The sequence below is a fragment of the Micromonospora sp. AMSO1212t genome, from assembly GCF_008868145.1.
Taxonomy (GTDB): domain Bacteria; phylum Actinomycetota; class Actinomycetes; order Mycobacteriales; family Micromonosporaceae; genus Micromonospora; species Micromonospora tulbaghiae.
In genome coordinates, this window is sequence record NZ_WBKS01000036.1 from 19,431 (window position 1) to 40,336 (window position 20,906).

General features: G+C 69.2%; 11 protein-coding genes, 14 tRNA genes and 1 pseudogene. 21 read left to right on the forward strand and 5 right to left on the reverse strand.

Annotated elements, in window-relative coordinates:
- Positions 1–981: 981 nt before the first annotated feature.
- Positions 982–3,981, reverse strand: coding sequence for a BTAD domain-containing putative transcriptional regulator (locus F8279_RS12370; RefSeq protein ID WP_151499993.1), 3,000 nt, complete (start codon positions 3,979–3,981; stop codon positions 982–984).
- Positions 3,982–4,321: 340 nt separating this feature from the next.
- Here F8279_RS12370 and F8279_RS12375 point away from each other — a divergent pair, with 340 nt between their 5' ends.
- The gene (locus F8279_RS12375) at positions 4,322–7,270 is read left to right on the forward strand and encodes a hypothetical protein (protein WP_151499994.1); all 2,949 of its coding nucleotides are present in this window, start codon (positions 4,322–4,324) and stop codon (positions 7,268–7,270) included.
- A 216-nt stretch (positions 7,271–7,486) separates the two neighbouring features.
- Here F8279_RS12375 and F8279_RS12380 read toward each other — a convergent pair whose 3' ends face one another.
- Positions 7,487–8,275, reverse strand: coding sequence for an SAM-dependent methyltransferase (locus F8279_RS12380; RefSeq protein WP_091424896.1), 789 nt, complete (start codon positions 8,273–8,275; stop codon positions 7,487–7,489).
- Between the two features lie 537 nt (positions 8,276–8,812).
- On the opposite strand from F8279_RS12380, the gene F8279_RS12385 reads away from it, so the two are divergent.
- The 14 genes from F8279_RS12385 to F8279_RS12455 all read left to right on the forward strand — a co-directional run bounded on the left by F8279_RS12385 (position 8,813) and on the right by F8279_RS12455 (position 10,433).
- Positions 8,813–8,885: transfer RNA gene (locus tag F8279_RS12385), tRNA-Trp, on the forward strand.
- 258 nt (positions 8,886–9,143) lie between these two features.
- Positions 9,144–9,217 (forward strand) — tRNA-Glu (locus tag F8279_RS12390).
- Between the two features lie 15 nt (positions 9,218–9,232).
- Positions 9,233–9,305 (forward strand) — tRNA-Gly (locus tag F8279_RS12395).
- Positions 9,306–9,393: 88 nt separating this feature from the next.
- Positions 9,394–9,468, forward strand: a tRNA-Leu gene (locus tag F8279_RS12400).
- A gap of 5 nt (positions 9,469–9,473) precedes the next feature.
- Positions 9,474–9,548, forward strand: a tRNA-Thr gene (locus F8279_RS12405).
- 1 nt (position 9,549) lies between these two features.
- A tRNA-Gly gene (locus tag F8279_RS12410) sits at positions 9,550–9,622 on the forward strand.
- Between the two features lie 127 nt (positions 9,623–9,749).
- Positions 9,750–9,821 (forward strand) — tRNA-Val (locus F8279_RS12420).
- Positions 9,822–9,827: 6 nt separating this feature from the next.
- Positions 9,828–9,901: transfer RNA gene (locus F8279_RS12425), tRNA-Glu, on the forward strand.
- Between the two features lies 1 nt (position 9,902).
- Positions 9,903–9,973, forward strand: a tRNA-Asn gene (locus tag F8279_RS12430).
- Between the two features lie 4 nt (positions 9,974–9,977).
- Positions 9,978–10,065: transfer RNA gene (locus F8279_RS12435), tRNA-Ser, on the forward strand.
- Positions 10,066–10,070: 5 nt separating this feature from the next.
- Positions 10,071–10,142 (forward strand) — tRNA-Ala (locus tag F8279_RS12440).
- 20 nt (positions 10,143–10,162) lie between these two features.
- Positions 10,163–10,236, forward strand: a tRNA-His gene (locus tag F8279_RS12445).
- A tRNA-Tyr gene (locus tag F8279_RS12450) sits at positions 10,237–10,323 on the forward strand. It begins immediately after the preceding tRNA gene.
- A 39-nt stretch (positions 10,324–10,362) separates the two neighbouring features.
- Positions 10,363–10,433: transfer RNA gene (locus tag F8279_RS12455), tRNA-Cys, on the forward strand.
- Positions 10,434–10,755: 322 nt separating this feature from the next.
- Here F8279_RS12455 and F8279_RS12460 read toward each other — a convergent pair.
- Positions 10,756–11,214 carry an Lrp/AsnC family transcriptional regulator gene (locus tag F8279_RS12460; protein ID WP_091424898.1) on the reverse strand — a complete coding sequence of 153 codons (459 nt, stop codon included), beginning with the start codon at positions 11,212–11,214 and terminating at the stop codon, positions 10,756–10,758.
- A 108-nt stretch (positions 11,215–11,322) separates the two neighbouring features.
- Between F8279_RS12460 and F8279_RS12465 the strand changes: the two genes are divergently transcribed.
- The 4 genes and pseudogenes from F8279_RS12465 to F8279_RS12480 all read left to right on the forward strand — a co-directional run bounded on the left by F8279_RS12465 (position 11,323) and on the right by F8279_RS12480 (position 16,541).
- Positions 11,323–12,381 carry a Glu/Leu/Phe/Val dehydrogenase dimerization domain-containing protein gene (locus F8279_RS12465; protein WP_225853246.1) on the forward strand — a complete coding sequence of 353 codons (1,059 nt, stop codon included), beginning with the start codon at positions 11,323–11,325 and terminating at the stop codon, positions 12,379–12,381.
- A gap of 332 nt (positions 12,382–12,713) precedes the next feature.
- Positions 12,714–12,920: pseudogene (locus F8279_RS30585) on the forward strand (transposase); the annotation flags it as partial.
- A 212-nt stretch (positions 12,921–13,132) separates the two neighbouring features.
- The gene (locus F8279_RS12475; protein ID WP_151499995.1) at positions 13,133–14,164 is read left to right on the forward strand and encodes a DUF808 domain-containing protein; all 1,032 of its coding nucleotides are present in this window, start codon (positions 13,133–13,135) and stop codon (positions 14,162–14,164) included.
- A gap of 643 nt (positions 14,165–14,807) precedes the next feature.
- The gene (locus tag F8279_RS12480; RefSeq protein ID WP_151499996.1) at positions 14,808–16,541 is read left to right on the forward strand and encodes a hypothetical protein; all 1,734 of its coding nucleotides are present in this window, start codon (positions 14,808–14,810) and stop codon (positions 16,539–16,541) included.
- Between the two features lie 295 nt (positions 16,542–16,836).
- On the opposite strand, the gene F8279_RS12485 is transcribed toward F8279_RS12480, so the two are convergent.
- Positions 16,837–17,637 (reverse strand): hypothetical protein, encoded by an 801-nt coding sequence (locus tag F8279_RS12485; RefSeq protein WP_151499997.1) that lies wholly within the window; start codon positions 17,635–17,637, stop codon positions 16,837–16,839.
- Between the two features lie 198 nt (positions 17,638–17,835).
- Here F8279_RS12485 and F8279_RS12490 point away from each other — a divergent pair, with 198 nt between their 5' ends.
- Positions 17,836–18,849, forward strand: coding sequence for an acetamidase/formamidase family protein (locus F8279_RS12490; RefSeq protein ID WP_151499998.1), 1,014 nt, complete (start codon positions 17,836–17,838; stop codon positions 18,847–18,849).
- A gap of 464 nt (positions 18,850–19,313) precedes the next feature.
- A complete protein-coding gene (locus tag F8279_RS12495) occupies positions 19,314–19,988 on the forward strand; it encodes a GNAT family N-acetyltransferase (protein WP_192580682.1) in 675 nt (224 codons plus the stop codon).
- Positions 19,989–20,267: 279 nt separating this feature from the next.
- On the opposite strand, the gene F8279_RS12500 is transcribed toward F8279_RS12495, so the two are convergent.
- Complete coding sequence (locus F8279_RS12500; protein WP_225853247.1) at positions 20,268–20,810, reverse strand: hypothetical protein; 543 nt, start codon at positions 20,808–20,810, stop codon at positions 20,268–20,270.
- Positions 20,811–20,906: the final 96 nt, after the last annotated feature.

Here is a 20,906-nt window from a genome sequence, read left to right on the forward strand (position 1 = left end):
TTCAGTGAGGGCCGCTTGTTCGGAGGAGTACGTGCGTGCTCCTTCAGGCGGTCCTCGGGGGTCTCAGGGTGGGTAAGTGACTGCTTGCGAGGCAGCGCACCCCGGCCTGCGAGGGCTGAGCACGGGCGAGGTGGGTGATCCGCGTCACAGGTGATCGCGGCACCGTCGACGGATGCCGCGACAACTGCCTTCACCTTGCGTATTCGAGGCTGTCCACCGGGGACCGCCGGCGGAGAGCGGCTGCATCACCGGGCGCGCAGTTCCGCGGCCCGGTTCGGCGAGCCGGGGATGCACAGCAGCAAGAAGGCCGTCGCCGATGACGTGCCGGACGTGGTCGGCGGGGTGCCCGGCGCCGTACCGGCGGCGTTGCACCGACCGCGACACAAAGATCGCAGACTTCTACCTGTACCTGGCAGCCGCCCTCGTCACCGTACGTCTACTTGCGGAGATTCGGTTGCTCGATCACCGGAGGTTCAGCACCGACAAGGTGGAGAAGGTCGCTCAACAGAATCGCGTACGCGGCGACCGATCCACCGTCCGGTGGGGCAGCGACCGGAACAGCACCGGGCCTTCCTCCATTGATGCACCCATGCCCCCCTAGCTACCACGCACAGCGCCGATCGGCAGGCGGAGCCACTGAAGACGTTGGCGCACGCCGAGTCCCAGGTGCGAGTGCTGGGCCTCACGTGTACCGCAGCCGTTGCAACCTTCCTGGGTCGGCTATCTGTCCGTAGGTGAGCGGTTGGATACCTGGGTGGGTCCTGGTGGTGGACTTGTTGGCTGAGTGATCGATGTTGAGATGCGGCTGCGGGGCTGGCGTCAGCGGTTCATGGTGATCACGCCTGCGGCTGCAGGCCGTCTGAGGGATCTGCGCGTCGCCGGCCGGCACCGCACGCAGCGCCGCACTGGCAGTTGCAGGACCTGTCCCTTGCGGAGGCCGTTGAACTAGCCGCCGCCGTACTTGGGCCCGGTCAAGACCATTCAGTCGTCGAGCGTCTTCAACAGTCCAAGCGTGCGCGACTCGATCAGCCGGTAACCGGCTTCGTTCGCCATGCGCAGCGCGGCCTTGGCGTGCTCGCGAGCGACGTCGGGCTGCTCGGTGGCCAGGTACACCGCCGCCAGCCCCACCAGGGCGCTCGCCTCGCACCACACGAACCGGGTCTGCCGGGCCAGGTCGAGCGCCAGGTGGTGTTCCTCGGCTGCCTCTGCCGGCCGTTCAGCGGCCAGCAGCACGCGGCCGTAAGCCTCGCGTGCCCACGCCTCGGTGCCGGCGTCGCCGATCTCCTGCGTCAACGCCACTGCATGTCGCGCGTCGGCGCAGGCGCGTGGTGCGCGGTTGGTCATCGACCACAACAACGCACGTCCGCTGAGCGCCGTCGCCTCGCCGTACCGATAGCCCAGATCGCGGTTGGCGACCAGCGCCCGGTCGTACAACTCCTCGGCGGCTTCCCGGTCTCCACGGTCGCGGCGGATGCCCGCGAGGTCAACCAGAAGTACCGCTTCGTTGTACCGTGAGCCGCTCCGTTCCGCGCAGGCTAGTGCGTCCCGGATGTGCTGGTCCGCCTGTGACAGCGCGCCGAGCTGCCAGTGTGCGAAGCCGAGGTTGGCGAGGGACATGGCCTCGCCGCCCTCGTTGCGGTATTGCCGGTTGAGCTCCAGGGAACGTTGGGCGCAGTCGATTGCGGCTCGGGGGTTGCCGAGGCGCTGGTGCACCGCGCTGAGATTGTTCAACAGGGCCGTGCGTCCCTCCGGCCACCGGTCATGGGCGTTGATGCGGAGGCCGTCGAGGAGGTGATGGCGGGCTTCCTCGTATCGGCCGGCGGTGACGTGGGCGAGGGCGATGCTCAGGTGCATGCTGGCCTGGGCTGTCAGGTCGTTCGCGGCCTGCGCGGCGGCCAGCCCTCCGGTGGCTGCGGACAGCCACTCGGCGCGGCGTCCACGCTGGTGGAACCAGGCGCGTAGGGCGTCGGCGAGCTGCCAGACAAAGCGTGCATGCCCGTGGTCGGCGGCGTGGTTGATCGCCGCGATGACATTGGCTGCCTCTGCGTCCAGCCATGCCGACGCCTCGTCGGCATCGGGAAACGATTGTTGCGGGACCGGCCCGGGGAGCCTGAGGAAGTGGGGGATGAGCTGACGTCCGGCGGCGTCGGCCCTGCTGCGATAGTGCTCAAGCAGACGCTGCCGGGCGTCGTGACGGGTGGCGTCGTCGTCCTCCGTGAGGAGCCGGTCCACGGCGTACTGGCGGAGCAGGTCGTGAAACCGGTATCTGTCGCCGCCCTGATGCTCGATCAGGTGTGCGGACGCGAGGGCGCGGAGTGTTCTCGTCGCGATGGGGGGCGCGACCCCCTCGAGCGCGGCGGCGACGTGGGCGGTGAAGCTGCCACCGGGGACCAGCCCGACGTGACGGAACATTCGTTGCTGAGCGGTGGGCAGGGCCCGATACGACGTCGCGAAGGCCTTCGTGACCGCGCCCTCGTCGGCACCGTCGACGGTCAGGCTGGTGAGAGGACCGCCCTCGTCGAGTTCCTCGGCCAGTCCGGCGATATGGGGATGGCCGCTCGTCTGCAGGTTCGCTGCCGCTATCCGCAGTGCCAGTGGCAGGTGCCCGCAGAGGTGGGCGAGGCGAGCCGCGGCGTCGGCCTCGACCCGAACGGCCTCGTCCCCGAGCATCGCCGCCAGCAGCCGTACGGAGTCCGTCGGGTTGAGCACGCCCAGCAGCAGAGATCGGGCGCCGGCCCGGACGACCAGCTCACCGAGCCGACGACGGCTGGTGATCAGAACGGTGCCGCTGGGCGGGATCAGCGGTATCACCTGGTCAGCGTCACGAGCATTGTCCAGCACCAGCAAAATCCTGCGGCCGGTCATCGTCGAGCGGAACAGCGAGACCCTGCCGTCCTGATCGTCCGGAACGACGCGGGGGTCGACACCAAGCCCACCAAGTAGTTGTCCGAGCGCGGCGGACGGTGTGACGGGTGGGCGCTCGACGTCGAAGCCGCGCAGGTCGATGAACATCTGACCGTCGGGGAAGGCGTCACGTACCCGGTGCGCCCAGCGCACCGCCAGCGCCGTCTTTCCGACTCCGGGGATTCCGCTGAGAACCCAGACCGTCGTGGCGCTGGATCCGCCCGACAGCTGGTCGAGACGGGCCATCTCGTCAGTTCTGCCGATGAAACCTGGTACGTCCTGTGGCAGCTCTTCCGGACGGCGCGGGACGCTCGACAGTGCGTCGTCGCGTTCCGCGGGCAGAACCGGATCACCCCTGAGGATGAGCCGGTGCAGGCGGCTGAGCTCCCGTGACGGTTCCAGGCCGAGATCGTCGTGGAGCCGGGTGCGGAGATTGCGATAGACCTCCGATGCTCGATCGGCCTGGCCTTCGAGATACAGGGCTGTCATGAGCTGACCGACGAGGCGATGCCGATAGGGCTGTCCGGCCACCTGGTCGGACACCTCGCGCACCACTCTCCTCGTGCGACCCAGCCGCAGCAGCGCGTCCGCCCGGTCCTCCGCAGCCGTCCAACGGGCCTCGATGAGACCCGAACAGAGCAGTTGGCGTCCGGAATCGTCGACGACGTCGAGCAGTGGCTCACCTCGCCACAGGTCCAACGCCTGGTCCAGCAACTCCACGGTGGTGAGATCGTCGGAAGAGCCTGCGGCCTGCTGGACGAGGGCGGAGAAGCGGTGTGCGTCGACGGTCGCCGGATCGGTGTGCAGCTGGTAGGCGCCGCGCTCGCTCAGCAGCTGCGCGGATGCACCGATCTGCCGGAAGGTGGCCCGTAGGCGCGAGACCATGGCCTGCACCGTCGCTCGTGCGCTTGGTGGGGGCGCCTGCGCCCAGATCAGGTCGATGAGCCGGTCCGCGGGTACCGGTCGATCGGCCTCCAGGACGAGCACCGCCAGGAGCAACCGGGGCTGTCGTCCTCCGATGGCGACGCGGACACCCTCGGACCAGATCTCCACCGGCCCGAGGACCCGAAACTCCATGTGCACTTCCCTGCCGTCGCTGCGTGTGCGGGCCGGCGCGGCTCCTCTGCAAGCATTTTGCAAGATCGCTGCATGCGCCGGCCCTGATTATGGTCGAGTCCGCTGACAGGGAGCGGGCGGTACGAGCGTGCGCTTCGCGGCGCGGCCAGCACGGGGTGGCCGCGAACGACGAAGGGTGCGCAGAGTCCGGTGCGCTTATCCGGGGGCGACGAGCGACGCATCGACTGGGCGACGGCCTTGGGGGAGAGGCAGTCGCCCGTGACGTGGCGGGCTTCGAAGACCGGTGGACACCGTGTCGGACGACCTCGGCACCGGCCGGTCATCCAATAGAGGGAGTGCGATGAGAGACCCCCTGGCCCTGCTCAGCGCGACAGTTGTGCTGGCAGCGGCCGTGTTGACCAGTGGCGCCGCGCAGGCTGCGCCCGATTCGGCCGCGGCGCCAGCCGCCGTGGGAGCCGTCGCGCCGCCGCACACCGAACCGCGAGTCGCCGCCCCGCCGGTCCCGCAACCGACGCCGTTCAAGGAGGCGCCGCTCAGCACCGCCACCGGCAGGACGGCCGCCCCGCCCGACTTCGGCCCCGGGGAACGCGTGCTCTCGGCGTACCACCGGGGGAAGCTCTCCCGCGACGACGCAGTGCGGTATGGCCTGGGCGCGGTGCGCTCGCCCCGGTCGGTGCCGGCGCACCTTCGGCCGACCGGGGCCATCCACGACCCGCAGCGATATCTGACATACCTGTCGATGTTGGCGGCGAGCGCCGACCCGGAGGCGGCGCGGACGATCGCGCCAGATGTCGCGGCGCCTGCCGGCGCCGCCACGGCCGCCGGCTACGACGACTGCGCCGCCGAACCGTACGACTACCTCGGGGTCACCTATCGCTGCCGGGCGTCGGCCGGGGAGTTCCTCGTCCTCTACAACATCGCCGGTGGAGGCAGACCGGGCATCCCGGCGGACGCCAACCCGAACGGCCGGGCGAAGGCGGTGCAGCATCTGCTGAACGCGCTCTCGATCGCCGTCGACGAGTATCGCGAGATGGGCTACCCGCTGCCCGTGCGGGACGGCAAGCCCTGGGTCCTGGTCTACGGCGTCGACGAGATTCCGCTCGTCGGCGGGGCCGGCCTGCCGATCGACGCGCCGTTCGTCCTGCCGTTCGGCTTGAACCAGCAGGCGACCATGCTGGTGCCCAACGGGCAGGACGACTGGGACTACCTGCCGCGGCATGAGCTGTTCCACGTCATGCAGTACCAGTACTGGGATCGGTCCGACGTCGGCCTGGACTACCTGGCCCTCTTCGTGGGCGGCAAGGAGTTCGGCTCGATGAACTGGTGGATGGAGGCCACCGCGGAGTGGGCGACCCGCCAGACCTACGCCCGGACGCCGTACGTGCCCATCCCCGGCGAGGAGAAGCTGTACGCCCGCAACGTCTACGACGTGCTCAGCAAGCCCGGGGCGGCACTCAACTCCTGGGGCGGGCTGGGCGGCGGTCCGCAGTATGGCGCATTCCTGCTGCCGACCTACCTCACCGAGCAGGTCGATGCCTCCTTCGTGCGACGCACGTGGGAGAGCATCCGGGACCACGACCATCTGCCGATCGAGGCGATCCGGCACACCGCTGAGGGCTACGGCCTGAACTTCGCGGACATGCTCCTCAACTACCACATCGCCAACTATCGACTGGCCAAGGCGAACGCCGCGCCCGCCCCGACCGTGGACGCCTGGCGCATCTACGGCTACGCCGACTCCGACGCGAGCCTGTGGCGCGGCAACCTCACCGGCGCGAGCGGGACGAGCGGCGACACCCTCGGGGGTGCCAGACCAGCCCGCAAGAGTCACTCGACGCCCGCCGGCGCCCAGGCGGAGTACCAGGACATCCCGCGTAAGGGCGGTGCTGTCTACCACGACTTCCGCGCGGTCAAGAACTCCGGCGACGCGAGCTGCGGATACTGCTCGACACTGATGGTGGACACCACCAGGGACGCCAACCGCAGATCTGCCGTCGTCGTCTGGTCGCCGACGGGAAGCACCGGCACGCTGGCGAAGTACCCGAGCATCCACACCGTGCGCCATCCCGACGCGGGTGGACTGATCACGGTGCCGGACTTCGCGTACCCCATGGTGGCCACTCTGGTGACCACCTGGACCGAACTGGACATCCACTCCGCCGACGCGGACAGCAGCCCGAAGACGTTCACCACGAATGTGGAGAGCGTGCTGCCACTCACCGCCCGCTCGTGCGCACTGCGCCCGCTCTCGGTGCGCAGCGTCGAGACCACGGTCGAGCCGGAGGGCGCGTTCAACAGGTACGCCGCCAGCACGCCGGACGGCTGGACCGGTGGCGACTCCACGTACTCGGTGAAGCTGCCCGACGGCCGGATCGTCTGGCTGTTCTCCGACACCTGGATGGGCCCGCTCAACAGCGACGGCACCCGCCCGGTGAGCGCCCCCCTGGTCAACAACACCTTCGTCGTGCAGAACGGCGGCAGCTTCACCACCTACCAGGGCGGCACCGCCGGGGCGCCTCGGGCGTTGATGCCGCCGTCCGGGCCCGGAAAGTGGTACTGGGTCGGTGACGGCCATCTCTCGGGCGGACAACTTCAAGTGGTGTACCAGGAGTACGAGCGTTTCGGCTCCGGCGCCTGGGACTGGCGGTTCAACCGCAACGTCGTCGCCAACTTCGCCCTGTCGAACCTGCGGACCCCGGTCAGCGTCCGGGAGTTGCCCTCTGCCAGCGGGGTCGCCTGGGGCTCGGGGCTGCTGCCGGCCAGCCGCAGCGGCGACGGCTACACCTACGTCTACGGCGTCGACGACTCCCCGATCAACAAGCAGATGCGCATCGCCCGGGTGTACGGCAGCGACCTCGCCAACGGCACCTGGCAGTACCACACGCCGTGGGGTTGGACGCTCCGCGAGCAGAACTCCCGCAACCTGCTGACCGGCATCGCCAACGAATACAGCATCACCCCCTGGGGCGGACAGTTCCTCCTCCTCAGCCAGGACAGCACCGAGGCGTTCAGCGGACAGATCAACGCCTGGACGTCCTGCTCACCGTACGGCCCCTTCACCCAGAAGACCCCGGTCTACCGCATGCCGGAACCCGGCCCCTACGGCAGCTACTGGAACCCCGACGTCATCTCCTACAACGCCCACGTGCACCCCGCGCTCAGCTCCGGTGACACCTTCATCGCCTCCTACAACGTCAACAGCATGGACACCCGCGTCTCCCCGGACGCGGACCACTACCGCGATCCGGGCATCTACCGCCCCCGCTTCTTCCGATTCGTCCTCGGATAACTACTGCGGTTCCGCCGGGCGTAGGACACGCCCGGCGGAACCATCGGGCATCACCGGTACCGGTGTTGTGCCTCCAAGAGCGCGACCGCGACGGGCTGGCTCATTCCCGTGTAGGCGCCCCTTGGGGCAGGGAGGGCTGGTCCCTCGCAGTGGCAGATGCGCCACGGCGGCGGGCGGCCCGTTGCGGGGTCCGCTCGCGGCCGTCGACGCAGCTGGTCAGCCGAGCCGGCCCACCCCGCAGTATGTGGCGAAGCGGCGCGGGTCCTCGTCCGGGTCCACCGGCCAGTCGGGCCGCCACTCGGGCAGCTGCACCAGGCCCGGCGCAACGAGCGTGTAGCCGGTGAAGAGCCGTTCGATCTCCGGCCTGCTGCGCAGGGTCATCCGGGCGGTGTTGGCGTACCCCTGGTTGTAGGTGTCGCGTAGGGCCAGCGCGTCGGCACGCTCGTCGGAGGAGGCGTGCGACAGGGCGAGGTAGCTGCCCGGGGCGAGCCGGTCGCGGTAGCGGGCGATGATCGGGGCCGGGTCGGTCGTGAGCTGGTGCAGCACCCCCACCAGCAGCACCGCGACCGGCCGTTCGAAGTCGAGCACGTCGCGCAGCGTCGGGTCGCCGAGCACAGCGTCCGGCTGGGTGAGGTCGGCGTGCAGCACCACGGTCCGCGGGTCGTCGGCCAGGAGGCGTCGGCTGTGGTTGAACGCCACGGGGTCGATGTCGACGTACGCGACAACGGTGTCCGGGGCGACGCGGCCGGCGACCTCGTGCACGTTGCCCGCCGTGGGGATGCCGGAGCCGAGGTCGAGGAACTGCCGGATGCCTGCGTCGACGAGCGCGCGGACCGCGCGACGCAGGAACGCGCGGTTGGCCCGCATGATGTGCCCGATGTCGGGCATGGCCTTCTCCATGCGGGCTGCCAGCGCACGGTCCGCGGCGAAGTTGTGCGACCCGCCGAGGAAGTAGTCGTAGACCCGCGCAGGGCTGGGCGTGTCGAGATCCGGGGTGAGGTCCATGACACAAGTGTCCGTCGATACGCCTGTTCCGCGCTGCCCGGCGCGATTCGCACGGGAGGTGTAGGCGCGATCTGCTCTTCGCTGCAGCGGGCAGGGGTGCTGGTCTCCTCTTGGAATGGCGCGTGCTGGTGCCAATCGGCGCGCTGACGTTCTGCCCGGGCTTTCGGCGATGTTGCCGGTCGCGTACACGGCGTCCGCCGCCGGTGTCCACCTCAAGGACTGAGCCGCCGCTCCGAGCTACATGAATGTGGCTTCGGAATATCCATTGCCAACCGTGGACGTCGCCCTTACCTTGAATTAAGCAAGGTCATCCGATCAACCCGAGGAGCTCCCCGTGTCGCGGTACGCCTCCACCGAAACCACGCGGTTCATGCCGCGCGGCGGTGCCGTGCTGCCCTCGATCGGGCGAGCCCACGACCACTGTGCGAGCGAGCAGAACTGGAAGCCGGGGTGGCGGCGGGAATAGCGCAGACGCATACGCGAAGCCGCCCCCCCGCCAGGGATAGGGCGGCTTTTTCGTTATCCGACCAGCTCCATAGGAGCGTAGCTCAACTGGTAGAGCATCGGTCTCCAAAACCGAAGGTTGCAGGTTCGAGTCCTGTCGCCCCTGCTTCTCGCCCCGACTGCGGCCGGCGGCGTTGCAGATTCTCAACTCCACAGTGGATGGCATAACAAGACCCCGGCCGGTGCCTGCACGGGCCGGCCGGGGGCTTCACCTCCGGGACGAGGGAGACGGCCGACCCGCTCGCCTTGGGAGCGAGAGAGACGGGGTTCGACACCCCGGTCCCGGACCGAGGACTCCATTCAAGCCAGGGAGGGCGCGTAGGCGGATTCCTGGCGAGCGGCCCGCGATCCCCGCCAGATCCATGGGCCGTTGGAGCAAGCTGGCAGCTCACCTGGTTCTCAGCCAGGAGGTTACGGGTTCGAGCCCCGTACGGCCTACGCACAAAATGCCATGCGGTCGTGGTGAACTCGGCGGACACGTCGGTCTTCCAAACCGAAGAAGCGGGGTCGGTGCCCGCCGACCGCTCAGCCATTCCCGGGTGCTCACGGCATCAGTTGAGCGCGTGGAACTTGACGAGATCATCAACTCGTCGCCACCGCTCTCTGCGGATCACGCCTCGGTAGCCCAACTGGTAGGAGGCAGCGCCTTCAAACCGCGCGCAGTGCGGGTTCGAATCCCGCTCGGGGCACTCACGCCGTCGTAGCTCAGTTGGTAGAGCAGCGCCTTCGTAGGGCGCAGGCCGCCGTTCGATCCCGGCCGACGGCTCCATGCGGACGTAGCGCAGTTGGTAGCGCGGCACCTTGCCAAGGTGCAGGTCGCGGGTTCGATCCCCGTCGTCCGCTCGCACAGATCACCGGCCACGACAGAAAGGAGGGCCCGGTGGACGTCGTTCTCGTCCTCAACGCCGACCTGGGACCGCTGCGCCGGGTCCCGATCAAACACGCGATCCGGAATCCTGCCCCCGCTCCCGCCGCGGTAGCTCAGCGGGAGAGCAACGCCTCGACAAGGCGTAGGGCGCTGGTTCGATCCCAGCTCGCGGCACACAGACGCGCGTTCGGTTATGGGTAGGCCCTCGCCCTTTCAAGGCGATGGAGCGGGTTCGAGTCCCGCACGCGCGTCCATTCCCTCGTAGCTCAAGGGCAGAGCGGCCGACTGTTAATCGGCTGATCTTGGTTCGAGTCCAGGCGGGGGAGCAATGGAGGGCTCCCGGCGGTCACGGGGACGCCGTTGGAAACGGCGTAGGGGGCGGAAGCTTCCTCGTGGGTTTCGAATCCCACCCCTTCCGCTTATGCCCGCGTAGCTCAACGGGAGAGCACCTGGTCCGCACCCAGAGGGCTGGAGGTTCGACACCTTCCGCGGGCACTGGCCTTCGGGCCGAAGTTGTGGCTGTAGCTCAATGGCAGAGCACCGGGTTGTGGCCCCGGAGGTGCCGGGTCAGTACCGGCCAGTCACCCCAGTGGGTGCGCCACCGACGGAGAGGTGGGGCGGCCTGTAAAGCCGTTGCGTTCGCGCTCAGAGGGTTCGAGTCCCTCCACCCGCACCATGCCCAAGTCGGAGGTTCGAGTCCTTCCGTGGGCGCCTTGGTCGTGTGCCCGAGTGGTCAGGGAGCGGTCTGCAAAACCGCGTACGCCGGTTCGAATCCGGCCACGGCCTCGACTGCCATCCACTGCGGATTGTGGGCGGGATGCTGCCCGGGATGCCGTTGCCGCCGGTTGACGCATGGGGATACCGGGCCCGCGCGGTGCAGGTGGTCACATTCTCGGCGGCTACCGCGACCGGTCCACGAGTGGTCGGCTTCCGGCTGAACGTAGGTGTTACCGCCGCGGCCTGCCCCTCGGCCAGAGCCGCCCGCCGCATCGCGATCGCCGCGCAGTGTCAGCGGCATGAACGCGCACCTGATCAAGCGGTCCTGGCGACCGCGCCGCGCCTGGTCGGCGGTAGATGTGCGCACTGTCCCCGACTCTGTGGCCGTGCGTTATGGGTCGAGTGGTTCGATGACCTGTTTTCGGGCGTGTTGGTAGATGACGGAGCTGCGGAACCCGACGATCTCGCGGCGTCCGCTGAACTTGTCCATGAGGAAGGAGTGCAGGCTGTCGACGCTGGGGACGGCGACGTGGACGAGGAAGTCGTCGCCGCCGGCCACGACGTACACCGACAGCACCTCGGGCAGCTCCATCGCATATTTCTTGAAGCCGTCGATGACGGTGCGGCTCAGGGGCCGGACCTGCACGTGCAGCAATGCTTGTACGCCGCGGTTGAGGGCGGCCAGGCTGATCTCGGCGTGATAGCCGGTGATCACGCCGCGTTCCCGCAGTGCGCGCACGCGTTCTAGGCAGGTGGACGGCGCGATGCCGACCGCGCGGGCCAGTTCGCGGTTGGTCTGCCGCGCATGTGTCTGCAGGTGCTCGATGATCGCCGTATCAAGTTCGTCCACGACCGGGATCTTGTCATCTTCTCCGAACGATGTTCGCTTTGAGCTGGTCGGCGCCAACCACCTGCCTACTGTCGAGCCCGTTCCGGCGAGCGCACGACAGGAGCCATCATGGTCGCGACCCACCTCGACACCGAGTCCATGCACGAACACGTCGTCATCAGGCGGGGCGTACGATCCGGCCTGCCGATCGTTGTCGCGGTGCACTCCACCGCGCTCGGTCAGGCCATCGGCGGCTGCCGGATCGCGCACTACCCGCACTGGCGTGACGGGCTCACCGACGCGCTGCGGCTGTCGGCCGCGATGTCGGACAAATGCGCGCTGGCCGGGCTGCCCAACGGCGGCGGCAAGACCGTCGTCGCCCTGCCCCCGGGCAGGACACTCGACGCGGCCGCCCGTCGGGCGGTGCTGCATGACGCGGGCGACGTGATCGCCGGGTTGGACGGCGCCTATGCCACCGGACCGGACGTGGGAACCGGACCGGACGACATGGTCACGATCGCCGAGCGGACCCCGCATGCGTTCTGCCGACCGGTGCACGCCGGTGGCAGCGGCGACTCCTCCGGACACACCGCCGTCGGCGTCCTCGCCGCGCTGCATGCCCTGTGCGCCGAGCGATTCGGGTCAGCCGACCTGTCCGCGCGCAGCTTCGCCGTGCTCGGCCTCGGCCGCGTCGGCGGCCACGTACTGCGCATGCTCGCCGACGTCGGCGCGACCCTGGTGGCCGCCGACATCGACGAGGGTAGACGAATGCTCGCCGACACAGCGGGTGCCGCCTGGACCAGCCCGCAGGACTGCCTGACCGCCGACGTGGACGTCCTCGTCCCCGCCGCCCTCGGCGGTCTGCTCACCCCGCACGCAGTGCCGACACTGCGCTGCGCCGCGATCGCCGGCCCGGCCAACAACCAACTCGACATCCCGGCCACCGCCGACCTGCTGCACCAGCACGACATCCTCTGGGCACCGGACATCATCGTCAGCGCAGGCGGCATCATCCACGCCACTGCCGTCGAACTGCACCAGGAAACCTCCGCCCAGGCCACCGCCCGGGTTCAGGGCATCGCCGACACCCTCGCCGACATCCTGCGCACAGCCCGCGCCACCGGCTCGACCCCGGCCGCCGCCGCCCGCTCCCGCGCCCGCCACCGCATCGAACACGGCCGCCGCTGACCCTGCCGCCACCCGACCGCAAGACAACGGCCGACCGCCACCGTTCTCGACGCAGCCGCACCACCGATACCCGGTCGAAGGCCCTTCCCGTCATGATCAGGTGCACTGTTCTCGGCATGACAGCGCACAATGCCAGGCGCTACCAACACGCGACGGCGGCAGATGAGGGCAGTGCAGAGCGAGCGCTCCACCAGCTAGAGGGCGGAGATGGAGCTGGGAGCTCGTTCCTGCCGAGCTAGCGCGCGTATCACGTTCAAGGAGCCGTGTCGCCAGGTTGCGAGGCTGCTCAGCAGCTGGATTGTCGCTTCAGTCGCTGTCTGCCGAGGGCGGCCAAAACAGGCCCGAGCCCGGTCGACCGCCGCAAGCCAGGCTCGAAACACCACGTCATCACCGACGGGGGCGGCATCCCACCCGCCGCGTCCCTGCCCGGGCGGCAACCTCCACGACGTTGCCCAACTACTGCCCCTGGTCGACAAGATCCCGCCGATCAGAGGCATCCGCGGCCGACCAGACAGCGACCGAAACGCATCTACGCCGACCTTGGCTGACGGTGACTGCGGCGGACGGGTTCGGCCTGAGCTGGCACCAGGTGATGACCCGGGCGCGGTGGTGGCGGGTCGTCGGCTGAGCGCGATAGCCGCTCACCGCGAGCTCCCGCCCGATATACGACCGGGCGGTGGCGTGGCGCGCACAGGGACCTGAGCAAGAATGGGCCAGTTCGAACTCCGCGCAACCCTGGAAGGACCCTCCCTTGGCCAGTGGACTCGTAGCCCTGTTGGATGACGTGGCGGTGCTGGCCCGAGCCGCTGCCGCGTCGATCGATGACATCGGGGCGGGCGCCGCGAAGGCCGGCGCCAAGGCTGCGGGCGTCGTCGTCGACGATGCTGCCGTCACGCCGCAGTACGTGCGGGGCCTGGCGGCCGAGCGTGAGTTGCCGATTATCAAGCGCATTGCCCTGGGGTCGCTGCGCAACAAGTTCCTCATCATCCTGCCGGCGGTGCTGCTGCTCAGTCAGTTCGTGCCCTGGCTGCTCACTCCGATCCTCATGCTCGGCGGCGCCTACCTCTGTTACGAGGGCGCGGAGAAGGTGTGGGCCAAGATCGCCCATCACGATGCCCACCGCGCGGGCGAGGAAGAGGTGCAGGACGAGACGACACTGGTGTCCGGGGCGGTACGAACCGACCTGATCCTCTCGGCGGAGATCATGGTCATCACCCTTAACGAGGTGATCGATGAGGCGTTCTGGTCCCGCCTGGCGATCCTGGCTGTCGTCGCCGTCGTCATAACCGTCCTGGTGTACGGCGTGGTGGCCCTGATCGTGAAGATGGACGACGCCGGGCTGCGCCTGTCGCAACGTTCCGGCGCCGTCGCCACGTTCGGCCGCGGTCTGGTGAGGGCGATGCCGGTAGTCCTCACCGTGCTGACGGTAGTCGGCACCGCGGCGATGCTGTGGGTGGGCGGGCACATCCTGCTGCTGGGCACGAACGAGCTGAACCTGCACTTCCTGTACGAGGCCGTGCACCACGTGGAGGTCGCCGCCCACGACGCCACGGGTGTTCTCGGCGGGCTCGTCGGCTGGCTCGTCAACACGGTGGCCAGCGCGATCCTCGGGCTGATCGTCGGAGCACTGGTCGTGCTGGTCATGACGCTCACGCTCCACCGCCGCAAATCCAAGGCTGCGGCTGCGGCGGCCACGACTCGTACTCACGGCACCATCCCCGTGCCGCCGAGCCGTGCAGCTCAACGTCGCGACGCTCCTGCGGACCGAGCGCCGCGCGGTTGACCGCAAATCATCGCAACTCGACCACGGGGTCAGGCGTTCTGGTGCTGAACCGCGCTTAGTACTCCAGCCGCACCTGGTAGCGGGCCGAAGGCGTCGACCTTCGGGGCTTCGGGCCATCGCCCGGGGATGCACGCCTGCTCATGGCCGATGAGCGGATGCGCGGGGACCGGCACGCAGTGTTTCTGGGAATGGGCGCCTGACCCGCCTGCGAACGCGTCGTACGCGCGGATGGGCATTGCGATTGCGTCGAATGTCGTTATATCGGCGTCTTCGCGGAACTTCATGGCATCCGCGAGACCGTATCGAGCTTCTTCATCTTTCCTCTGGCTCCTGGTAGAAGTGCGACATGCCATCACGGCGTGTCACATCACTGTTGGGTGAGAGCGGATCGCGACGTGCTGGCTCGCGGCTGTTGCACGGGGGCGTGCCTCGCCGGGGCGGGCGGCGCCTCGGGTTTCATGATCGGTCGACTGCTGCTCGCGGTGCTTGGTGCGGGCACCGATTCGGGGGAATGGCGCTTTTCGCAGCTGGTCAGGGCAACTCGTCGTACAGCACTGGAGGTGGCCAGAGGTGTCGGTGATCGAACCAGCGCATTGCGTGAGCCGGCATCTGCCGTTGCCGACGGTGTGACTCCAGACGTGTGATGAGTACCCCTGCCGAGGTTGACCGCCTGCTCAGCGCCGCCGACGAGATCACCGCGCGGGCCGGTCTCGGCCCGGACACCCGGGCGGCCGTTGAGCGGGCCGTTGCCGCTGCCCGTGGTCTCGGCGATCCGGGGCGTCTGCTGCATGCTCTCGGCCGCGCCACGCTGAACCTCTCTCAGGAACGACTCGCCGATGGCGGTGATGTCACTGAGCTGCGGGAACAGGCCGAGGAGATCATCGCGCTCGCCGGCGATCTGCTCTCCGATCCGGACTGGCATGCCGACGCCGTGGTCCGCACCGTGCAGGCGGGCCAGATCCTGGCCGGCAGCGGGCTCGTCGATCGCGGGCACGATGTCGTCGAACGGGTGTGGCGGTTGGTCGCGCCCCGGCCCGCCGACGGCCTCGACGCCCGCCGCGCTCGGACCGCGGCACTGACTGGGCTGGTCACCCTGCGACTCGAGACGGACCCCTCCGTCCTGGGACCGTTGGCCGCCGAGATGGTCGACCTCCAGCGTGGGCTCGCCCGCGACACCGGCGAGGCGGCCGCCGTGATCGACCTGGCGGACGCCCTTGGAATCTTCGCGCGGATAGCCAGCACTCTGGGGCGGCCGGACCTGATGCGGGTGGCGCTGACCGAACAGTACTCGCTGGAACAGATGTTCCAGGGCTACGGAGCGCGGAAGCGACGAGAGCGGATCGAGGCGTCGCTGGCGCAGCTGCAACAAGCCGCGCCGGAAAACCTGGTGGTGCCCGACTCGGGCGCATGGCGGATACGCCGCTCCTACCTGGATCTGCTGGCCCAGCCCTCACCATCCGGCGTTGCCGCCGGCGGGTTCGCGGCGCGGCTGGCGGCGGAGTCGCGGGTGACCGGCCCCGCACCCGGCAACCGCCCGCCCGCTGACCCGTCGGTGATCGCCGATTGTGCCGCCCGGCTCGATGAAGGAATCTCTCTGGCCGACGCGGACCAGATCATCGAGGCCGACCGCGTCCTCGCCGAGCTCGCCGACGAGTTGAGCCTGTACGACGGGGCGACGTCGGACCCGGCCCGGCGGGACGTCCGGCGCCTCTGGTCCGCCGCCCTCTACCAGCGGGCGATGCTCCGGCACCGGATCGGCCACTGCGACGACGCCTGGGACCTTGCCTGGCTGTCCGTGGTCGTTGCCGTCCGGCGGCACGAGGGCCTGCTACGCGGGACCGCCACCGAGCGGGAGGCGCTGGCCGACGCGGTCACCCACATGGTCGACGCCGCGGTGGTCGCGGAAGCCACCGGACGTCACGAAGACCAGGTCATGCTGCTGTCCGAGGTCATCGACCGCTGCGCGGACGCGGACGCGGCCTACCCACGGCTGCGTCGAATCCTCGGCACGGCCCTGCACAATCTCGCCGCCGCGCTGCTCGAACGCCGGCAGACGGCGACCGCGGCGCCCTTGGCCGAACATGCGTACGCCATCCGTCATGAGCTGGCCGTGCTGGACCAGCGCGCAGCCTGGGAGTACGCGAACACACTGCTGCTCACCGCCGCCCTCGCCGTCGACCGTCAGGACTGGCGAGTCGCCGTCGAACGTCTCAGCGCAGTCGGGCGGCTGCTGGTTGCCCTACGGACGTACCCGGAAGCGATGGCCGGATATGCAGGACAGCTCGTCATCGAGGTCACCGCCCAGGCACCCGAGCTGGTGGACCGGGCCCGTGCCGCCGGCACCTGGCCATATCAAACTTGGACCCCTCAGGCTTAGCGTCCACACGTTCGGGGCCTGGCCGGCCACTTTGTGAGCCCGCTCAACATCAGCGGGGCTCTCCGCAGCCCGGCCTGACTCGAACGGTGCTGCGACCAGAGCGGGGCGCATGGGCAAGGTTCGAGCCGAGCAATCCACGCCTCGCTCGCGAGTCTGACCTCCCCGCACCAGCGATCCAGCGTCCGCCCGGTTGTGTCCAGTCTGGCTGCCGGTACCGGGCCTCACGTGACGAGGGAGCCGTCCCGCTATCGCTCACGTGCCTCACTGATGGCCGCCGGTCCGGTGCGCCGCCCACTCACCGGTCTCGTCGCCGAGGGCGACCACGGTCACCTCTTCGTCGGGCGGGGACCCGGCGACCGGCCCAGCGGGCCAGCAGGTTCAACCCCAGGGCGTAAGCGGCGGCGCTCACCAGCAGGGCGGCGCTGCTGCCGCGCCCCCAGTCACCCACCGGCACGGGCGGTACGGCCCAGACATCCGTCGACAGTCCGGCCAGCGCGATCGCCGTGCCGGCCGCGATCGGTGGGACGGCCCACAACAGCGCGTACGGCGCGGCGAACCGGTCGTCCTGCAGCAGCCCGACCAGGGTGGCGGCGAACCAGCCCAGCAGGAGCAGGAACACGAGCGGCCAGCGCGTCGCGGCTCGCCGCAGGTGCCCCAGAAGCAGCGCGCCGAGACCGACGCCGGCAGCGGCATAGAGCGGGAAGGCGGCCAGCTCGAACAGGAGGACCCGCACCAGGATCGGGTCATCGAGTGCCGGGGTCGTGAAGTAGACGCCCTCGCGTGCGCGGGCGAGCGGGTAGGCGACCGCGACGGCCACGCCGGCCAGGAGCAGCGCGAGCGGGACCGCCACGACCAGCGCCCTCGCCTGTGTGTTGCGGCTGGCAAGGGCGGCCCCGGCCAGCAGCGCCAACACTTGTCCGCAGAGGACGCCGGAGGTGTACTGGAAGATGCGCGTGGTGTGGAGCAGCTCGTCCTGCTGTGCGTCACCCTGCGCGTCGTAGTTGACCCAGAAACCGTAGAACGCGTCGTTGAACGGCATGGCCACGAGCACCAGCAGCGCCATCGCCGGCACCGACCAGACAGCCGGGTGCGTCACGGCACGCGGAGCCGCTGGTAGACGGCCGTCTGCCATCCCCGGGCGCATCCGCCAAGTCTGCGCGTCCCGGCTGCGGTCGGGCAAGCCTGCGCGTCATCGGTATGGTGCGGGTTCGCCATCCGGCTGCAGGTCGTGATCAACGCCCGGGTAGCAGCACAGGTGCTCGGCTTCCACCACCGACCGCGACGAGGAGTTGCCATGACCGAGGTCGTCACCTACCGGCCCGAGCCGGCGGAGATGTCGTACACCTTCGGCGGCCGGGAGCCGGTCCTGCGGGTCCGGCCCGGCACCGTCGTGCAGCTGTACACCGAGGACTGCTACGGCGGCCGGGTGCGTGGCATCGACGACCTGCCCTCGCGGGTGTGTGAGTTCCCCTATCTCAACCCGGTGACCGGGCCGATCCACGTCGAGGGCGCCGAACCGGGGGACACGCTTGCGGTGCACGTGGTGGCCGTCGAACCGGCCCGGGACTGGGCGGTCTCCAGCACCTTTCCGCACTTCGGCGCGTTGACCGGGACGCACGCCACGGCCATGCTGCACCCGCCGCTCGACGAGCTGGTCTGGATGTACGACGTCGACGTCGCCGCCGGCACCGTGACGTACCGGGCCCGGCGCGGCGACTACACGGTGGCGCTGCCGTTGGACCCGATGCACGGGACCATGGGGGTGGCGCCGGCGGCGTTCGAGTCGCGGATGACGATCGTGCCGGACGCCCACGGCGGCAACATGGACTCGCCCGAGCTGCGGGCCGGCGTGACCGCGTACTTCGGGGTGAACGTGCCGGGTGCGCTGTTCGCGGTGGGTGACGGTCACTGCCGGCAGGGCCACGGCGAGGTGTGCGGCACCGGGGTCGAGGCGGCGATGAACACCACTCTGATTCTCGACCTGGTGAAGGGCGTGTCGACGCCGTGGCCGCGGCTGGAGTCCGACGACGCGCTGATGAGCACCGGCTCGGCCCAGCCGCTGGAGGACGCGTACCGGATCAGCCAGCACGACCTGGTCACCTGGACGGCCGAGCTGATGGGGTTGGACCAGCTCGACGCGTACCAGCTGGTCAGCCAGGCCGGTGAAGCGCCGGTGGGCAACGTCTGCGACCCGAACTACACGATGCTGGCTCGGGTGGCCCGCCGCTACCTGGGCGGGGTGACCGCGTACGACGGCGTGCACGCGCGGCTGCGCGAGACGGGCCGGGCCCACCTGGCCCACCGTTGACCGCCGACGCGGCCTCCTCGCTCACACCTGTCTATCCGTTCCTCAAGGCGTCGCACCTGCCGGTGCCCGCTCCTGCGGCCAGCTCAAGCGTCGTCATCCCACTCGGTGTAGCCCTGTGCGAGTAACGCGGCCAGGAGTTCCGCGTCCGGCCGTCCCGACGCAGGTCAGAGGGTGATCCGGATATCGGGCCGGGCCGGCCGGCCACACTGATGGACGACAAGAACCATGAAGACCTCGCGGCTCTGCCCCGAACCCCCGGCCCTCAGAGATCGGCCGGGGTGAATCGCCTCGTCGGGCACCACAAGGGCTACCGGCCTTTCCGGACGGGAACAAGGTGGAGCACCCTACCGGACGATCGGCCTTCGCCCCGTCCGGGAAGGCTGGACGGTGTACCACTGCCCGACGAGGAGATCCCCCAACATCTGCGGGCAATGGCAGACGGCAGGACAGGGCATGATGCTCGGATGACATTGGCCGAGATCTGGCCCGTGCGCCGTCTGCGGGTGACGACGTCGGTGCTTGAGCTGGCTGTGCCGGGTGAGGATGAGCTTGCCGAACTGGCGATCCATGCGGCAGCCGGCATCTACGATCCGCAGAACCGCTTTCTGGCGCGTTCGCCCGTAGCGGGGTGGGAGTCGGGACCGTCTCCCCAGGCCGAGTGGTCGTTCTTGCGGTACTACTGGGCGTCCCTGGCGGACTGGCGGCCGAGCAGATGGAACCTGGTAATGGCTGTGAAGGTCGATGGCGCGTGCGTCGGGGTGCAGGAGATCGGCGCGCAGGACTTCGGGATCACCAAGACCGTCTCGACGGGGTCATGGATCGCGCGGCGGTTCCAGCGGCGTGGGTATGGCAAGGAGATGCGGGGCGCCATCCTGCATCTCGCGTTCGCGGGGCTTGGAGCGGATCGCGCCGAGTCCGCCGCCTGGTCCACCAACGCGCCGTCGCTGGGAGTCTCGTGGTCGCTCGGCTATCAGTCGAACGGCACCACGATCCGGGCTTTCGACGGTGCCCGCCAGGAGCAGATCAACCTGGTGCTCGACCGCGAACGGTGGGAGAGCCAGCGTGACGACATCGCGATCCACGGACTCAGCGACGAGGTGCTTGAGCTGATGGACGTAAAGCGGGCCGCATCCCGGTGATGGCCGAGACGTCGGGCCGGCCTTTCCGGCTTGCTGGAGACCAGGCCGGTCGCTCCGGCCGGCATCGGCCCGGCCAGCCGGCCACGCTGACAGACGACAAGACCTTGAAACCTTTGGCGTTCGTCCCGAACCCCGATCCTCAGAGATGCCGCCGAGAATCACCTCGCCGGGCATCACAAGGGCTACCAGGCTCCCGGGACGGGGCCAATATGGAGCTACAGGGCGAGCAGAAGGTTCAGTAATCGGCATTCGGTTGGTGGCCGGATTCACCTTGTCCGATCACACGGCGACGCCTTCTTCCCGGGCGGCGGGGACAGTGGCTCGCCGGAGCAGGACGTGGCAGATCGGGTACAGCAGGGCGCCGTCGAGGTAGTGACAGAACATCGCGCCGAGGTATGACGGGCCGCCCCAGGCGTTGCGGGGGAAGTTAGGGTCCAGCCCGGCGAAGACCTGCAGTCCGATGCGCCACGCCATGTACACCTCCAGCAGTACGAGGAAGGCGACGGCCAGGCAGCGCAGCAAAACCGGAACGCCGGCCCCGGACCGGAATGTGGCTCCGATCCGTGCTGCCATCGGACGTCCGAGCGGCACGAAGATCACTTTCCAGCCGAGCGAGCTACGGCGGGATGCCACCGCGAACCAGACGGTCACGACCGCGAGGACGCCGAGATGCGGCAGCCACGCCTCAGTGCCCGCGATCTGTGGTTCGAGCGTGTCGGATCGGTGGAGGTACCTCGCGACTCCGCTGGCCAGTCCGGCTATCACGGAAACGGTCGCGGTGACGACGGCGGGACGGGACAGCTGCAGCCGGTGGTTTGTCATGACTGGAACAGTGCGCCACACCGACCGGCCCGGGCGTCGCTCGCCAGCATGATCCGGGGCCTCCCTCGGAGGCGGCACCGTCATTCTCGCGCATGA

Excerpts from the sequence above, each read along its gene's own strand:
- F8279_RS12495 (WP_192580682.1), top strand. The coding sequence starts at position 19,314 with ATGACATTGGCCGAGATCTGGCCCGTGCGCCGTCTGCGGGTGACGACG.
- F8279_RS12370 (WP_151499993.1), bottom strand. The coding sequence starts at position 3,981 with ATGGAGTTTCGGGTCCTCGGGCCGGTGGAGATCTGGTCCGAGGGTGTC.
- F8279_RS12465 (WP_225853246.1), top strand. The coding sequence starts at position 11,323 with ATGGTCGCGACCCACCTCGACACCGAGTCCATGCACGAACACGTCGTC.
- F8279_RS12480 (WP_151499996.1), top strand. The coding sequence starts at position 14,808 with ATGAGTACCCCTGCCGAGGTTGACCGCCTGCTCAGCGCCGCCGACGAG.
- F8279_RS12375 (WP_151499994.1), top strand. The coding sequence starts at position 4,322 with ATGAGAGACCCCCTGGCCCTGCTCAGCGCGACAGTTGTGCTGGCAGCG.
- F8279_RS12380 (WP_091424896.1), bottom strand. The coding sequence starts at position 8,275 with ATGGACCTCACCCCGGATCTCGACACGCCCAGCCCTGCGCGGGTCTAC.
- F8279_RS12490 (WP_151499998.1), top strand. The coding sequence starts at position 17,836 with ATGACCGAGGTCGTCACCTACCGGCCCGAGCCGGCGGAGATGTCGTAC.
- F8279_RS12500 (WP_225853247.1), bottom strand. The coding sequence starts at position 20,810 with ATGACAAACCACCGGCTGCAGCTGTCCCGTCCCGCCGTCGTCACCGCG.